Source organism: Bradyrhizobium sp. ISRA430, assembly GCF_029909975.1.
Taxonomy (GTDB): Bacteria; Pseudomonadota; Alphaproteobacteria; order Rhizobiales; family Xanthobacteraceae; genus Bradyrhizobium.
This window is the reverse complement of the sequence record NZ_CP094516.1, coordinates 2,943,897-2,958,489: the sequence shown is the minus strand read 5'-3', so window position 1 is coordinate 2,958,489 and position 14,593 is coordinate 2,943,897. Positions and strand designations below refer to the sequence as shown.

Here is a 14,593-nt window from a genome sequence, read left to right as displayed (position 1 = left end):
TCCGAAAACAAAGGTCCACGCGCGTGCGCGTGGACCTTCCACACGAGAAGTCGCGATCACGCTACCTTTGTCGCCATGTGCTTGAACATGTTGCGGCGGGCCTCGTCGTCCATCTCGGCCTTGAAGGTGAACTTGTCCTTCAGCCCGATGGCGCGCGCAGCCGCAGGACGCGCCGAGATCTCGTCGACCAGCCGCTTGACGTTCGGATATTTGCCCGGCGCGTCCTCGCCGAGCACGAAGGCGGCCATACGCGCCCAGCCCCACAACGCCATGTCGACGATGGAGTAGGCATCGCCGACCATGTAGCGGTGCTTGGCGAGATGATCATCGAGGATCTGGTAGTGGCGATGGCCTTCGAACTGATAGCGGTTATGCGCGTAGTCCTGGTCCTTGGGCGAGAAGTGCTTGAAGTGCACGGCCTGACCCGAATAGGGCCCAAGGCCGGTGGCGACAAACATCAGCCATGACAGCGTCTGGCCGCGGACGGCGGGGCCGGGCAGGAATTTGCCGGTCTTCTCGGCGAGGTAGAGCAGGATGGCGTTCGAGTCGAACACGAACGTGCCGTCATCGTCGATCGCCGGCACCTTGGCGTTCGGATTGATCCTGAGGAATTCCGGCTTGAACTGCTCGCCCTTGCGGGTGTCGACCGCGACCGGCTCGAAAGGCAGTCCGGCTTCCTCCAGAAACAGCGCGACCTTGGTCGGGTTCGGCGATCCGTTGAAGTAGAATTTGAGCATCAGCATCTTTCCTGTCTGTTGCCGAGATCGAACGCAGCGTGATTGCCGCTGGGCGGCTTCTCTTGCCGAAGCCTCAGGGGCAGCACAACCGGCGAGTTTGCCGGGCGGCGTCTGCGCACCGCGCAGATCAGCCGGCGCAGAGGAAGCCGATCACCGCCGCGATGATGAGGGTGAGGCCAATGGCCTCCACCCACAGCGCCAGCCGCGTCGCGGCGTGCATGCTGGAGGCCTGCGCAGCGCGCTCCGGTCCCCGCGCGTAGCCGTGGACGATGACATCGTGATGGAAGGTGTCGTGGGCTTCGTTGCCGCAGGCGAGCCCGGCGCAGAGCAGCAGCACACCGAACAAAGCGAGCCCGAAAAATCCCAATAGTCCGATCAGCAGCATCGGAAACATGCCGGCGAGGAAGATCGGCAGGAGCGGCAGCAGCAGCAATGTCTCGGACTGACGGCGCATCGGGATCGATCGATCAAGACGAGAACTGAGGGCTAATTCTAGTCCCGGCGGCTGCGCCGTTCAACCAGTCCTGTCATTCCGGGGCGCGCCTCCTCGAGCCCGCCACTTGTGCCGTGGCCCGATGGATTCCGGGCTCGCTCGCTGTGCTCGCGACCCGGAATGACGATATAGAGGGAGGCTACTCCGCCGCCATGCCGGCGCGGATCTCGGCGCGCAACTCGTCGATCAGCTTGAGGCCCTTCTTGGTCTCGACGTGCCAATAGGTCCAGCCGTTGCAGGCGGCCGAGCCTTGTGCGACGGCGCCGATGCGGTGGATCGAGCCGACCTTGTCGCCGAGCATGATGGCGCCATCGGCGCGGACGAGCGCGCCGAGCTTCTTCTTGGCGTCGAACAGTTTCGTGCCGGGCATGATCATGCCGCGCTCGATCAGTTCGGAGAACGCCACCCGCGGCGCTTCGCGCGCGGTCATGAACGGGGCGAGGCTGTCCGCCGGCAGCGGTTCGACCGCGTCGATGCGGGCTTCGGCGGCCTTGGCGTAGACCTTGTCGCGCTCGAAGCCGATGTAGGAGCGGCCGAGGCGTTTGGCGACGGCGCCGGTGGTGCCGGTGCCGTTGAACGGATCGATCACGAGATCGCCGGGTTTCGACGACGATAGCAGCACGCGCGCGAGCAGGCCCTCAGGCTTCTGCGTCGGGTGAACTTTCTTGCCGTCGGCGTCCTTGAGACGCTCCTCGCCGGTGCAGAGCGGGATCAGCCAGTCGGAACGTGCCTGCACGTCCTCGTTGGCCGCCTTCAGCGCCTCGTAATTGAACGTATAGCCTTTGGCCTTCTCGTCGCGCGCGGCCCATATCATGGTCTCGTGCGCGTTGGTGAAGCGGCGGCCGCGGAAATTCGGCATCGGGTTGGACTTGCGCCAGACGATGTCGTTCAGGAGCCAGAAGCCGAGGTCCTGCATGATCGCGCCGACGCGGAAGATGTTGTGATAGGAACCGATCACCCAGATCGTCGCCGACGGCTTCATCACGCGGCGGCAGGCGAGCAGCCAGGCGCGGGTGAAATCGTCGTAGGCCGAAAACGATTCGAACTTGTCCCAGGCATCGTCGACGGCGTCGACATGCGACTCGTCGGGGCGCTTGAGATCGCCCTTGAGCTGGAGATTGTAGGGGGGGTCGGCGAACACCAGATCGACGGTGCCAGCCTGAAGCTTCGACATCTCCGCGACGCAATCGCCGACGATGATGTGATGCGAAGCAGACTCAAAATTTGTGCGGGGCGCCCTTGCAGACGCCCCGCGACGCGACACTACCATGACTCAAGAACTCTGACTCAGGCGACGCTGTCGGCGACGCGGGACCAAACAACCGACTGGCCGTTACATTGACGGCGCAAAGTAAAAATCGACTTAACCCGCTGCTTTTGTGAGCAGGCGCTGCATCGCGCGCCGCATGCGGCGTGTTGCGCGCAATCGCCGTGTTTTGCAGTGTATTTCGCATCCGTTCGGGTCGCGGCCGCCGCGTCGCCTGCAAATTTCTCTCGGAAAAAATTGCACGAAGGTCGGAAAAAATTGCTGGCGCCGGCACGCCGTCGCACTAGGCAATTTTTGCCGAGCGGGATATTGATTAACACAATGGAAATTCTACGTCTGTCGCATGTTGGACTTTCGCGCTCCGGCGCGCCGACGAAGCGAAATCAGGGACCTTAAGGGAAGGCCGCCATGCGTTACGATGACTTTCGCCGCAGCGACGACATCGAGGATCGTCGCGACGAAGGTGGTGGATTTGGCGGCGGCGGAGGCGGCGGGTTCGGCCTTCCCATGGGCGGCGGCGGGCTCGGGATCGGCACCATCATCGTGCTCGGCCTGATCGGCTACGCTTTCGGCATCGATCCGCGGATCCTGATCGGCGGCGCCGAGATCCTCTCCGGCGGCGGTGCGCCGACCTACCAGACCGATCGGCATGCGTCCTCGGGCAAGCGCGGCGCGCCGACCGACGAGATGGGCAGCATGATCTCCGGCATCCTCGGCGAGATCGACGACCGCTGGAGCGAGATCTTCCAGGCCAGCGGCCAGTCCTACACAGGTCCGAAGATCGTGCTGTTCCGCAACGCCACCAATGGTGGCCGCTGCGGCATGGCGCAGTCGGCGATGGGTCCGTTCTACTGTCCGCCGGACCGAACGATCTTTCTCGATACCGGTTTCTTTCGCGAGGTCGAGACGCGCTTCCGCGGCTGTTCGGGCAAGTCGGCGTGCAATTTCACCACGGCCTACATCATCGCGCATGAAGCCGGCCACCACATCCAGAACCTGCTCGGCATCATTCCGCGCGTGACGCGGCTGCAGCAGCAGGTCGGTTCCAAGGCTGAAGCCAATGCGCTCCAGGTGAAGGTGGAGCTGCAGGCCGACTGTCTGTCCGGCGTCTGGGTCAACCGCGAGGCGAAGAAGCGTCCGAACTTCCTGGAACCGGGCGATATCGACGCGGCGCTGACCACGGCGAGCGCGATCGGCGACGACACGCTGCAGCGCCAGGCGACGGGACGCGTCGTGCCCGATTCCTTCACCCACGGCTCGGCCGAGCAGCGCAAGCGCTGGTTCATGACCGGCTACCAGCGCGGCACGGTGGAAGCCTGCAACACGTTCGGAAACGGGTCGTTGTAGGCTGGCGTTGGCGTCATCCTGAGGCGCTCGCCTCTTGGCGAGCCCTAGAGGATGATGATCCCGGGCCCATTCTTCGAGGCGCGCTGGCGCGCGCACCTCAGGATGACGTCGGAGGATTGGCAGAAAGGTAGGAGGTCACGATGGTTTCCATCGACGAGTCAAAGCAATTCATCCCGCTCAACATCGCGGTGCTGACGGTCTCCGACACGCGCTCGCTCGCCGACGACAAGTCCGGCCAGACGCTGGCCGACCGGATCCTTGCTGCCGGTCATCATCTCGCCGCCCGCGAGATCGTTACCGACGACGTCGAGACGATCCGAGCCGTGATCCGCCGCTGGATCGCAGACGCCGGCATCGATGTCGTCATCACCACCGGCGGCACCGGTTTCACCGGGCGTGACGTGACGCCGGAGGCGGTCGAGCCTCTGTTCGAGAAGCGCATGGACGGCTTCTCGATCGCGTTTCACTTGATGAGCCACGCCAAGATCGGCACGTCGACGATCCAGAGTCGTGCCACGGCGGGCGTCGCGGGCGCGACCTACATCTTCTGCCTGCCTGGCTCGCCTGGCGCCTGCCGCGACGGCTGGGACGGCATCCTCGCCGCCCAGCTCGACTACCGCACGCGCCCCTGCAACTTCGTCGAGATCATGCCGCGGCTCGATGAGCATCTGCGCCGCCCGAAGGCGCAGGGCGCGACGGTATAATCGCAATTGCAGGCGCTGCTCACCCAAACGAGTTCGCGTCTGCCAGCGTCGCTGGCCTCTCCCGCAAGGGGCGAGGGCACATCAACGCGCATTCTTCCTTCTCCCCTTGTGGGAGAAGGTGGCGCGAAGCGCCGGATGAGGGGTCTCTCTCAGCACCGAAAGCGTGGAGAGAAACCCCTCACCCACGTGAGCACGCGTCTGCCAGCGGAGCTGCCCTCTCCCACAAGGGGCGAGGGCACATCAACGTGCACCGCGCTGGTTGATCCAATTGCTAGCTCTTCCGCGTCAGCGAGCACCACATCATGCGCCAGAGATCTCGGCACGCATTGCGCCGCAGCCGGTGGGCGCGGCGCTTGTAGAGGTCGACCAATTCGGCGGCGACGCGGTGCGTGGCGTCGTCCCACTGATGCATCAGAGATCCCGCTCCCAGGTCTCTCCGGTCAGGTTCTGCCCAAAGCTGCGATGCGGCTCGGTGGCGACCAGCTTGAAGCCGGCGTCCTGGTAGATTTTCCGCGCGGCGACCAGAATGCTCTGCGTCCACAGCGTCATGCGGCGATAGCCGCAGGCGCGCGCGAACGAGACGCATTCGGCGACAAGGCGCTGGCCGAGGCCCTGTCCGCGCGCTGCCGGATCGAGCAGCAGGAGACGCAGCTTGGCGACGTCGTCGCTCGCCTTCACCAGAAACACCGAACCGACCGGACGGCCCTCGATGTCGGCGATCCAGCAGCGCTCGCGCGAGGCGTCGTAGGAGGTCATGTATTTTGCGACGATCTCGGCCACCAGCGCCTCGAAACCGGAATCGAAGCCGTATTCGCCGGCATAGAGCGCGCCGTGGCTCTGCACCACCCAGCCCATGTCGCCGGGCCGCGGCTCGCGCAGGGTCGCGGGCGGCGTCGGCGTGCGCGGCATCGCGAGCAGCCGCTCGATCGTCTCCATCGAAGCGGTCAGCCGTCGGCGGTCCTCGCCCGAGAGGGGCCGCAACATCGCGGCGACATCCTCCTGCGTCACCCGCTCGAGCTTGGCGAAGGCCTGACGGCCCTTCGCCGTCAGGCTCAACTGGTATTGCCGGCGGTCGGATGCGAGCGGCTTGCGCGCGATCAGGCCGCTCTCGTCAAAGCTCTGTACGATGCGGCTGAGATAGCCCGGATCGAGCCCGAGCGCGCCGCCGATCTCCTTGGCCGATTGCTCGCCGCCATGGGCGAGCTCATAGAGGACGCGCGCTTCGCTCAGCGAGAACGGACTCTTCAGGAGCTGCTGGTCGAGCACGCCGAGCTTGTGGGTGTAGAAGCGGTTGAATGCGCGAACCGCCTGGACCTGGTCGTTGGAAACCTCTGCGGTCGAATGCGTCAGGCTTGTTGTCATGGGGCACCTCGATACTTGCCATTGTCAATTAATTATTTGACTTTGGCAAGCATCATGCAGGCTCAGCCCACCATGACGATCCGGCTGCGCAGCAGCGTCCGGGAGGAGCGGCCGAGCCGCCGCAACAGGCGGGCCTCGGAACGGCGCGCCTGGGGAGGGTAGCCGCCGATCCGGTCGTAGTGATCGCGCGCGATCAAAAGCCCCTGGTCGCCGAACGGGCCGACGAGCATTCGCGCCACCGCGCGAAACAAGTCGCGCGGTGTGGTATCCGAGTATGGCGAGCGGGAATAGCGGAACACGGCGGCCCGGTCGCGGCCGCTGGCCGCGACGGTCTGGATGAACTGGGTGGTTTCCTCGATCCAGCCGGTTTCGAGCACGGCGCCGGCGTGCAGGAACATCAGCCAGGGCGAACGGGCCTGCAGCGCGCCGGCGGCGAGCGCTGCACCTTGCGAGGATCCCTCGAAACCGATGAAACGACAGCCGGCAACGTCTGCCACGCGCTCGATGACGCCATTGCGGGTGCCGTCGACCAGGAGAACTTCGCGGATGACGCCGGCGGCGGCACCCGGTACCAGCGCGGCCAGCGTAGCGACCGCCGTCTGTTCGACCCCTTTGGTCGGAATGATGACGCTCAGCATGATTGAGGCTTCAGTGGCTCAAATTTCGGAGAAGCGTACCTTGTTATGACGGTGTCATAAACATGCGGCGAGGCCGGGCGCAACGTCTCGGCCGGGCGTCGGCGTTGGATGGTAAACCCGAACGACCCGTCGCATCCGATGTTTGGCCCTTGGCAGACAACTATGCCGAATGTTTCGGCAAATGCCCGCGATGACAGAAACCCGGTATCGCCGCAGCGATTGTCGAGCGTGGGCCGATCATGCTCCCGCAGCGCGGGTCGCGGATCGGCCGCTCAGACAGGAAAGCGCGCAATCATGGAAAAAAGCGACATCATCTGTCCGAAATGTGGAGCCGGGTTCCGTCGGATTACGCTATCATCATTGACCGGCGAGCCCGGTGAATTCCGCTGCACCGTCTGCGATCACGTGCTCGACGTCTTCGATGGATCCCGGGCCGTCATCTACCGCCTCACCGTGGCCCCGAGCAGGATAGTTGCGTGAAGGCCGATCAGCTCACCATTGGCACGACGACATCGCCGAAGCAGGACGCCGCGCCGACCCTGCGGATCCGCGCCGTGATGCTCGGCGACCGCATCAATGCCTCGGGGCTCGAGATCGGCCCGCTGGTCTCATCGATGCCCGCCGCGTTCCGCGTCCATGCTGGACTTGCCGTGATCTTCCGCTACGGTGTCGTGGTCCTGATCGGGCTGCTCCCGTCGGAGGAGAAGGTCTTTATCGACAATCTGAAGCCGCGTGTGATCGGCGAGCTCAGCCCCTATGAGGAGGAGACCGCGCAGGCTCAGCTCTGCAGCGACGAAAGCGCCGAGGCGATTCAGCCGGGCGGCCCGATCTGCCTCGCCAAGTTCTCCGACGACCGGTTGCTCCTGATTGCGGACGCGCTCGCCAAAAGCACGTCGCTGGCGCGCGACGAGCGGCGCGTCGCTGCAGTGTTCGACGTCATCGAGCCCTTCGCGCGCAAGCTCGCCGAGCAGGGCCGCACGCCGCCCCGGCGCAAGGGCATTCTGCAGTTAATCGGCAACGCGCTCCTGGTCCAGCAGCGCGTGGCCGGCCGCGTCGCGATTGCCGAGAAGCCCGACGTGCTCTGGGAGAAGCCGGAGCTCGACCGGCTCTATGCCCGTCTCGAAGACGAGTACGAGCTGACGGAGCGCCTCGAGACGCTCGAGCGCAAGCTCACGGCCATTTCAGAGACGGCCAACGCGCTGACGGACATCATCGACACGCAGCGCTCGCTGCGCCTCGAGGTGGCGGTGGTGGTGCTGATCGTGATCGAGGTCGTGATCGGCGTTTTCCAGATCCTGTCCGGGACTCACTGACGTCTTTGTTGCTCGTCCTCATGGTTCGCCCGGCGATGCAAAGCATCGTCCGGAGACGCGCCGCAGGGCGGCGCTCCTCACCATGAGGGTCTAGAATTTCGCCACGAAATAAGACCTCATCCTGAGGAGCCTGCCAGCAGCGGGCGTCTCGAAGGATGGCCACAAAGAGACTGAGCCACTCTCTCAAGGGCGCTCGCTCTGCCGCAGCACCGCCGCGCAGTGCCACGCCATGGCCAGTTCCTCGTTGGTCGGTATGACGAAGACGTCGACGGCGCTATCGTGGCGGTGGATGGCCTCGCGCGCCTCGCCATTGGCAGTTGCATCGATCCGCACGCCGAGCCAGGCGAGCCGCGCACAGATCTCGCTGCGGATCTCGCGGCTGTGCTCGCCGATGCCGCCGGTGAAGACCAGGCAGTCCAGCCCCTGCAGCGTGCTCGCCATCATCGCCACCTGCTGCGCCACACGGAAGGTGAAGAGATCGATCGCCTCTTTCGCCGCGGCGTCGCCGCTTGCGAGCAGCGTGCGCATGTCTGCCGAGATTGCGGAGACGCCGAGCAGGCCCGACTCGTGATAGAGTAGGTGCTGCACGGCAGCGCGCGACATCTTCTCGTGATCGAGCAAATAGAGCAGGACGCCGGGATCGATGGTGCCGCAACGCGTGCCCATCACCAGCCCGTCGAGCGGCGTCAGTCCCATCGTGGTGTCGACGCTGCGGCCGGCACGGAGCGCGCAAAGGCTCGCGCCATTGCCGAGATGCGCGATGACGGTGCGGCCCGCGACACGCGGCGGTGCGATCTCGGCAAGGCGGCCTGCAACATATTCGAACGAGAGGCCGTGGAAGCCGTAGCGCCGGAGGCCGCGCTCTTCATAGCGCCTCGGAATGGCGAACCGGCTCGCCGGCGGTGCGAGGCCGTCGTGAAAGGCAGTGTCGAAACAGGCGATCTGCGTCAGTCCGGGCCGGATCGCGCTGATGGCGCGGACCGGCGCCAGGCAGCGCGGCTGATGCAGCGGCGCAAGCGGCGTCAGCGCGTCGAGCCTCGCGACGACATGCTCCGTCAACTCGACCGGACCGGAATACTCAGGGCCGCCATGCACGATGCGGTGGCCGACGCAGCGCAGGCGGCAATCGCCGAAGGATTTTTCGACGAAGCCGAGGACATCGGCGAACAGAGCATCGCCGCCCGCCTCCGACGCTGTCCGTTGCGTTTCGTACAGATCTTCACCTGCGGGGCTTCTCACAACGAGCTGCGGCTTGGTCTCGTGCTCGTCGAGCAGACCGTTGCAGAGCAGGACGGGTGCGGCCGCCGAGATATCGAACAGGCCAAACTTGATGCTGGACGAGCCGGTGTTGAGGACGAGAGCTGCGTCTGACATGGCCCACCGTCAGTCGCCGGCTTCCGCCGGAGTCTTGCCGCCCGCGCTGCCCGGCCAGACCCAGTCGCGGATCTCCGGCATGTCCTCGCCATGCTCGCGCACATAACGCGAATGCCTGATCAGCGCGTCGCGGAATTGCTGTTTCACTTGTGCAGCTTTGGTCGCGAGATCAGGCACGCGCTCGATCGCCTCGATCGCGAGGTGATAGCGGTCGAGCTGGTTGAGCACGACCATGTCGAACGGCGTCGTCGTGGTGCCTTCCTCGGCGAAGCCGCGCACATGCATGCCGCCGTGATTGGTGCGGTTATAAGTCAGGCGATGGATCAAATAGGGATAGCCGTGATAGGCGAAGATCACCGGCTTGTCGCGCGTGAACAGGCTGTCGAAGTCGCGATCGGACAGGCCATGCGGATGCTGCTCCTTCGGTTGCAGCGTCATCAGGTCGACCACGTTGACGACGCGGATCTTCAGATCCGGCAGCGCCTTGCGCAGGAGGTCCACGGCGGCGAGCGTCTCCAGCGTCGGCACGTCGCCGGCGCAGGCCATCACCACGTCGGGCTCGCTGCTCGCATCTTCTGTCCCCGCCCACGTCCAGATGCCGATGCCGGCATCGCAATGGGTGATGGCCTCTTGCATCGAGAGCCATTGCGGCGCCGGCTGCTTACCCGCGACGATCACGTTGACGCGGTCGTAGGTGCGCAGGCAGTGATCTGCGATCCACAAGAGCGTGTTGGCGTCCGGCGGGAAATAGACGCGGACGATGTCGGCTTTCTTGTTGGTGACAAGATCGACGAAGCCGGGGTCCTGGTGGCTGAAACCGTTGTGGTCCTGACGCCAGACATGCGAGGTCAGGAGATAATTGAGTGAGGCGATCGGGCGCCGCCACGGCAGATCGCGCGAGACCTTCAGCCATTTGGCATGCTGATTGAACATGGAATCCACGATGTGGATGAAGGCTTCATAGCAGGAGAAGAAGCCGTGGCGTCCGGTGAGCAGATAGCCTTCGAGCCAGCCCTGGCAGAGATGCTCGCTCAAGACCTCCATCACGCGGCCGTCCTGCGCGAGATGCACGTCGTAGGGCTCGGTTTTCTCCATCCACGCCCGCTCGGTGGCCTCGAACACCGCATCGAGCCGGTTTGACGCGGTCTCGTCCGGTCCCATGATGCGGAAGTTGCGCGCATCCGCATTGAGGCGGACGACCTCGCGCAGGAACTTGCCGAGCTCGCGCGTGGCTTCCGCCGCTACGCCGCGGGGCCGCTGTAGCTCGACCGCGAAGCCGCGATAGTCCGGCAGCTTCAGCTCCTTCTTCAACAGCCCGCCATTGGCATGCGGATTGGCGCCCATGCGGCGGTCGCCTTCAGGCGCCAGCGCCTGGAGCTCGGGAATCAGCCTGCCGTCGGCGTCGAAGAGTTTTTCCGGCTCGTAGCTGCGCATCCAGTGCTCGAGCAGCTTCAGATGCGCGGGATTTTCCCGGCAATTGGCAACCGGCACCTGATGCGCACGCCAGAATCCTTCGACCTTGAGGCCGTCGACCTCTTTCGGGCCGGTCCAGCCCTTCGGGCTGCGCAGCACGATCATCGGCCAGCGCGGCCGCTCGACCGCCGTGCGCCCGTCGCGGGCGTGCTGCTGGATCGAGCGGATGCTGGTGAGCGCGACGTCGAGCGCATCCGCCATGGTTCGATGCATGAGTTTCGGATCGTCGCCCTCGACGAATAGCGGCTCGTGGCCATAGCCCCGGAACAGCTCGCGGATCTCCTCGTCGCGCATCCGCCCGAGCACGGTCGGGTTGGCGATCTTGTAGCCGTTGAGATGGAGGATCGGCAGCACAGCGCCATCATGGGCCGGGTTCAGGAACTTGTTCGAGTGCCAGGACGCGGCGAGCGGGCCGGTCTCGGCTTCGCCGTCGCCGACGACGCAGGCGACGATCAGGCCTGGATTGTCGAACGCTGCGCCATAGGCGTGCACCAGCGCGTAGCCGAGCTCGCCGCCTTCATGGATCGAGCCCGGTGTTTCCGGTGCCGCGTGACTCGGAATGCCGCCGGGGAAGGAGAACTGCCTGAAAAGCTTCCGCAATCCGTCCGCGTCGCGCCCGATATCGGGATAGATCTCGCTGTAAGTGCCTTCGAGATAGGTGTTGGCGACCATGCCCGGGCCGCCATGGCCGGGACCGCAGACGTAGAGGACGTTGAGGTCGAGCGCGCGGATGACGCGGTTGAGATGGGCATAGATGAAGTTCAGTCCCGGCGTGGTGCCCCAATGGCCGAGCAGGCGCGGCTTGATGTGCTCGGGCCGCAAGGGTTCGCGCAACAGCGGATTGTCCATGAGGTAGATCTGGCCGACCGAGAGATAATTGGCGGCGCGCCAATATTGATCGAGGAGGTCGAGGTCGCCGGTCGCGGCGCCTGCTTGTTGTCTGTCTGTCATGTTTCTGCCGACCCTTCACGCAACGACCGTCACCAACCTTGTTGGCGCAAGATCGATCCCTGGCGGGCATCGAACGGGATCGCGACGGCGACCCCTTGCGCGATGTCAAAATCCTCCGCCCAAACTTTGGGCGGCTTGTTTTGCGGATTTTTGCTCTCGTTCTTGATTTGTTCCTGTCAGATGCTATCTTGGCTGCATGAGTCGAGCATCCTCTCATGCCCTCAGGCACCCGCCGGTCACGGCGCCCTCCGAGCCGGCGGGTGCGCCTTCCGATTTCCCCGAGCTTTCGGTCGCCATCGACCGCGAGCGCAGGCGAGGGCGGGGCGCGCAATCCAACGCCAGCGGCCGCTATGAGGCCGAGGCGCGCGTCGCCTTCGACGATGGCTGGCAGAGCCTGGACGAGCTGCCGGCGTTCAAGACCACGGTTGCTGTCGACACCTCGCGCAAGGTGATCACCCGCAACGATTCCCCCGATATCGGCTTCGACCGCTCGATCAATCCGTATCGCGGCTGTGAGCACGGCTGCGTCTATTGCTTCGCGCGGCCGACCCACGCCTATCTCGGCCTCTCCCCCGGGCTCGATTTCGAGTCAAAACTGTTCGCCAAGCCCGAAGCGGCGGCGCTGCTGGAGAAAGAGCTCGCCGCACCCGGTTACGAGCCGCGGATGATCGCGATCGGGACCAACACCGATCCGTACCAGCCGATTGAGCGCGAGCGCAAAATCATGCGCGGCATTCTGGAGGTGCTTGAGCGCGCCGGCCATCCGGTCGGCATCGTCACCAAATCGGCGCTGGTGGTGCGCGACATCGACGTTCTCGCGCGGATGGCGAAGCGGAACCTTGCGAAGGTCGCGCTCTCGGTCACGACGCTCGATCCCAAACTCGCGCGCACCATGGAGCCGCGGGCGTCCACGCCGCCGAAGCGGCTGGAGGCGCTGAAGAAGCTCTCGGATGCCGGCATCCCGACCACCGTCATGGTCGCGCCCGTGATCCCCGCGCTGAACGATTCCGAGATCGAGCGCATTCTGGATGCCGCCGCGCATGCCGGTGTCAAGGAAGCATCCTATGTCCTGTTGCGGCTGCCGCTCGAGGTGCGCGATCTCTTCCGCGAATGGCTGCTGGCGAACTATCCGGACCGTTATCGCCACGTCTTCACCCTGATCCGCGACATGCGCGGCGGTCGCGACTACGATTCGAAATGGGGCGAGCGGATGAAGGGCACCGGCCCGATGGCCTGGACCATCGGCCGTCGCTTCGAGATCGCCTGTGACAGGCTCGGGCTCAACAAGCGGCGCTCGAAACTGACGACGGATCATTTTGCGAAGCCCAAACGGAACGGCGATCAGCTCAGCCTGTTCTGAGAAACAAAAACTGACGAGGCGTGTATGAGCGAGGAATTCACCGTCCCGGTGCCGCGGCTCACCGTCATCACGCTCGGCGTGAGCGACATCCGTGCCAGCATCGCCTTCTATGAAGCGCTCGGCTTTGCCCGCAGGCTGAAGGTGACCGGCGAGGCGGTCGCCTTCTTCGACACCGGCGGTCCGGTGCTTGCCCTGTTTCACTGGGACAAGCTCGCTGCGGATGCCACCCTGCCGGATAGGCCAAGGCCACCTGCCTTTCGCGGCATGACGCTCGCCTGGAACTGCCGGACGCGCGAGGAGGTCGACGCGGTGCTGGCGTTTGCCGTCGGCAAGGGAGCCGCTTTGCTAAAGGCCGCGCACGAGACCGACTATGGCGGCTATTCCGGCTATTTTACCGATCCCGATGGCCATCCCTGGGAGGTGGTAGTCGCGCCGGGCATTGAGGTCGGCGACGATCGGCGCGTGCATCTCGCAGAGTGAGGCGGCTCCATCTGAATAACGGGAATTATCCCGGGTTCCCGGTTGCGCAACCGGGACCGCTTGCGCACTGTCCCGACCATGATTCGAGACAAATCCGCCAGCAAGCCAGCCAAGGACGCGCCAAAGAAGGACGCGGCCAAGAAGGCTGTGCCAAAGGCGGCCAAAGCGTCAGTTGGCAAGACTTCAGTAGACAAGACTTCAGGAGACAAGGTTGCGGCGGGCAGCGCCGAGGCCGCCAAGAGCGCAGCCAAGAAAGAGATCATCGTCGTCGCGCCGCCGAGCTTTCGCCGCGAGCGGGCGCTGATCAAGCGTGGCGTCTGGCCGGTGGCGGGCTGCGACGAGGCCGGCCGCGGGCCGCTCGCCGGCCCCGTGGTGGCGGCTGCCGTGATCCTCGATCCCAACCGCATTCCGCGCGGCATCGACGATTCCAAGCGGCTGACCGCGGAGGAGCGCGAGAAGTTGTTCGACAAGATCTGCGCGACCGCACAGGTCTCGGTCGCCGTCGCCTCGCCGGGGCGGATCGATCGCGACAATATTTTGCGCGCTTCGCTGTGGGCGCTGAAGCGTGCGGTGCTGGCGCTGCCCGAGGCGCCCCGCCATGTCTTTGTCGACGGTCGCGACCGGCTCGACACGGCTTGCGACTGCGAGGCCGTGATCGGCGGCGATGGACTCGTCGTGTCGATCGCCGCGGCCTCGATCGTCGCCAAGGTGACGCGGGATCGTCTAATGTGCGCGCTGGCGCAGGACTGCCCGGGCTACGGCTTCGAGCAGCACAAGGGCTATGCCGTTCCGGAGCACCTCGAGGCGCTCGACCGCCTCGGCCCCTCCGTCCACCACCGCAGCTTCTTCGCCCCCGTCGCCGCCGCCCGCGCCAAGCACATGCCCTGGACCGTAGAGCCGGTGGTGGATCTGTTCTCTGTGACGGAGGTGGAGGTCGACGCGGAGGTGGAAGCCGACGCTTCCGCGAATCTCTAGAACGCCCGCAGTGCACCTTCTTCGCCTCTCCCCGTAAGAACGGGGAGAGGGAGTAGACGGTCGTTGCCACGACGCGCAGCGCGCTTTATCAAATCAGGGCAAAGCGAATAGGGCCGGCT

The 14,593-nt window shown here is 65.0% G+C and carries 15 protein-coding genes; 7 read left to right on the top strand and 8 right to left on the bottom strand.

Going from position 1 to position 14,593, the window contains the following annotated elements:
- Positions 1-56: 56 nt before the first annotated feature.
- The 3 genes from MTX21_RS14390 to MTX21_RS14380 all read right to left on the bottom strand — a co-directional run bounded on the left by MTX21_RS14390 (position 57) and on the right by MTX21_RS14380 (position 2,500).
- The gene (locus MTX21_RS14390; RefSeq protein WP_280965461.1) at positions 57-737 is read right to left on the bottom strand and encodes a glutathione S-transferase N-terminal domain-containing protein; all 681 of its coding nucleotides are present in this window, start codon (positions 735-737) and stop codon (positions 57-59) included.
- Between the two features lie 127 nt (positions 738-864).
- On the bottom strand, positions 865-1,191 hold the full coding sequence (locus MTX21_RS14385) for a hypothetical protein (protein WP_280965460.1): 327 nt from the start codon (positions 1,189-1,191) through the stop codon (positions 865-867).
- A gap of 178 nt (positions 1,192-1,369) precedes the next feature.
- Positions 1,370-2,500 (bottom strand): site-specific DNA-methyltransferase, encoded by a 1,131-nt coding sequence (locus MTX21_RS14380; RefSeq protein ID WP_280965459.1) that lies wholly within the window; start codon positions 2,498-2,500, stop codon positions 1,370-1,372.
- 405 nt (positions 2,501-2,905) lie between these two features.
- On the opposite strand from MTX21_RS14380, the gene MTX21_RS14375 reads away from it, so the two are divergent.
- Both MTX21_RS14375 and moaB read left to right on the top strand, forming a co-directional pair.
- On the top strand, positions 2,906-3,844 hold the full coding sequence (locus MTX21_RS14375; protein ID WP_280965458.1) for a neutral zinc metallopeptidase: 939 nt from the start codon (positions 2,906-2,908) through the stop codon (positions 3,842-3,844).
- A gap of 140 nt (positions 3,845-3,984) precedes the next feature.
- Complete coding sequence (moaB, locus tag MTX21_RS14370; protein WP_280965457.1) at positions 3,985-4,548, top strand: molybdenum cofactor biosynthesis protein B; 564 nt, start codon at positions 3,985-3,987, stop codon at positions 4,546-4,548.
- Positions 4,549-4,819: 271 nt separating this feature from the next.
- Here the strand turns inward: moaB and MTX21_RS14365 are convergent, their stop codons facing one another.
- The 3 genes from MTX21_RS14365 to MTX21_RS14355 form a co-directional block, all read right to left on the bottom strand.
- Positions 4,820-4,960 carry a hypothetical protein gene (locus MTX21_RS14365; protein ID WP_280965456.1) on the bottom strand — a complete coding sequence of 47 codons (141 nt, stop codon included), beginning with the start codon at positions 4,958-4,960 and terminating at the stop codon, positions 4,820-4,822.
- Entirely contained in the window at positions 4,960-5,910 is a 951-nt protein-coding gene (locus tag MTX21_RS14360) for a helix-turn-helix domain-containing GNAT family N-acetyltransferase (RefSeq protein WP_280965455.1), read from the bottom strand. Before MTX21_RS14360 ends, MTX21_RS14365 begins: the two co-directional genes overlap by 1 nt.
- A gap of 62 nt (positions 5,911-5,972) precedes the next feature.
- Positions 5,973-6,548: a glycosyltransferase gene (locus tag MTX21_RS14355; RefSeq protein ID WP_280965454.1), complete on the bottom strand. Its 576-nt coding sequence runs from the start codon at positions 6,546-6,548 to the stop codon at positions 5,973-5,975.
- Between the two features lie 108 nt (positions 6,549-6,656).
- Here MTX21_RS14355 and MTX21_RS40080 point away from each other — a divergent pair, with 108 nt between their 5' ends.
- On the top strand, positions 6,657-7,028 hold the full coding sequence (locus MTX21_RS40080) for an MJ0042-type zinc finger domain-containing protein (RefSeq protein ID WP_341510228.1): 372 nt from the start codon (positions 6,657-6,659) through the stop codon (positions 7,026-7,028).
- On the top strand, positions 7,025-7,861 hold the full coding sequence (locus tag MTX21_RS14345) for an RMD1 family protein (protein WP_280965452.1): 837 nt from the start codon (positions 7,025-7,027) through the stop codon (positions 7,859-7,861). Before MTX21_RS40080 ends, MTX21_RS14345 begins: the two co-directional genes overlap by 4 nt.
- Before the next feature lie 183 nt (positions 7,862-8,044).
- On the opposite strand, the gene MTX21_RS14340 is transcribed toward MTX21_RS14345, so the two are convergent.
- Both MTX21_RS14340 and MTX21_RS14335 read right to left on the bottom strand, forming a co-directional pair.
- The gene (locus MTX21_RS14340; RefSeq protein ID WP_280965451.1) at positions 8,045-9,235 is read right to left on the bottom strand and encodes an acetate/propionate family kinase; all 1,191 of its coding nucleotides are present in this window, start codon (positions 9,233-9,235) and stop codon (positions 8,045-8,047) included.
- Between the two features lie 9 nt (positions 9,236-9,244).
- On the bottom strand, positions 9,245-11,659 hold the full coding sequence (locus MTX21_RS14335) for a phosphoketolase family protein (RefSeq protein ID WP_280965450.1): 2,415 nt from the start codon (positions 11,657-11,659) through the stop codon (positions 9,245-9,247).
- 196 nt (positions 11,660-11,855) lie between these two features.
- Here MTX21_RS14335 and MTX21_RS14330 point away from each other — a divergent pair, with 196 nt between their 5' ends.
- The 3 genes from MTX21_RS14330 (at position 11,856) to MTX21_RS14320 (ending at position 14,474) form a co-directional block, all read left to right on the top strand.
- Entirely contained in the window at positions 11,856-13,019 is a 1,164-nt protein-coding gene (locus tag MTX21_RS14330; RefSeq protein WP_280965449.1) for a PA0069 family radical SAM protein, read from the top strand.
- Between the two features lie 24 nt (positions 13,020-13,043).
- A complete protein-coding gene (locus MTX21_RS14325; RefSeq protein WP_280965448.1) occupies positions 13,044-13,499 on the top strand; it encodes a VOC family protein in 456 nt (151 codons plus the stop codon).
- Between the two features lie 78 nt (positions 13,500-13,577).
- On the top strand, positions 13,578-14,474 hold the full coding sequence (locus MTX21_RS14320) for a ribonuclease HII (protein ID WP_280965447.1): 897 nt from the start codon (positions 13,578-13,580) through the stop codon (positions 14,472-14,474).
- Positions 14,475-14,593 lie beyond the last annotated feature (119 nt).

Coding starts and splice junctions, on each gene's coding strand:
- MTX21_RS14380 (WP_280965459.1), bottom strand. CDS start 2,500: ATGGTAGTGTCGCGTCGCGGGGCGTCTGCAAGGGCGCCCCGCACAAAT.
- MTX21_RS14340 (WP_280965451.1), bottom strand. CDS start 9,235: ATGTCAGACGCAGCTCTCGTCCTCAACACCGGCTCGTCCAGCATCAAG.
- MTX21_RS14360 (WP_280965455.1), bottom strand. CDS start 5,910: ATGACAACAAGCCTGACGCATTCGACCGCAGAGGTTTCCAACGACCAG.
- MTX21_RS14385 (WP_280965460.1), bottom strand. CDS start 1,191: ATGCGCCGTCAGTCCGAGACATTGCTGCTGCTGCCGCTCCTGCCGATC.
- MTX21_RS14325 (WP_280965448.1), top strand. CDS start 13,044: ATGAGCGAGGAATTCACCGTCCCGGTGCCGCGGCTCACCGTCATCACG.
- MTX21_RS14390 (WP_280965461.1), bottom strand. CDS start 737: ATGCTCAAATTCTACTTCAACGGATCGCCGAACCCGACCAAGGTCGCG.
- MTX21_RS14330 (WP_280965449.1), top strand. CDS start 11,856: ATGAGTCGAGCATCCTCTCATGCCCTCAGGCACCCGCCGGTCACGGCG.
- MTX21_RS14375 (WP_280965458.1), top strand. CDS start 2,906: ATGCGTTACGATGACTTTCGCCGCAGCGACGACATCGAGGATCGTCGC.
- MTX21_RS40080 (WP_341510228.1), top strand. CDS start 6,657: ATGGTAAACCCGAACGACCCGTCGCATCCGATGTTTGGCCCTTGGCAG.
- MTX21_RS14355 (WP_280965454.1), bottom strand. CDS start 6,548: ATGCTGAGCGTCATCATTCCGACCAAAGGGGTCGAACAGACGGCGGTC.
- MTX21_RS14335 (WP_280965450.1), bottom strand. CDS start 11,659: ATGACAGACAGACAACAAGCAGGCGCCGCGACCGGCGACCTCGACCTC.
- moaB (WP_280965457.1), top strand. CDS start 3,985: ATGGTTTCCATCGACGAGTCAAAGCAATTCATCCCGCTCAACATCGCG.
- MTX21_RS14365 (WP_280965456.1), bottom strand. CDS start 4,960: ATGCATCAGTGGGACGACGCCACGCACCGCGTCGCCGCCGAATTGGTC.
- MTX21_RS14320 (WP_280965447.1), top strand. CDS start 13,578: ATGATTCGAGACAAATCCGCCAGCAAGCCAGCCAAGGACGCGCCAAAG.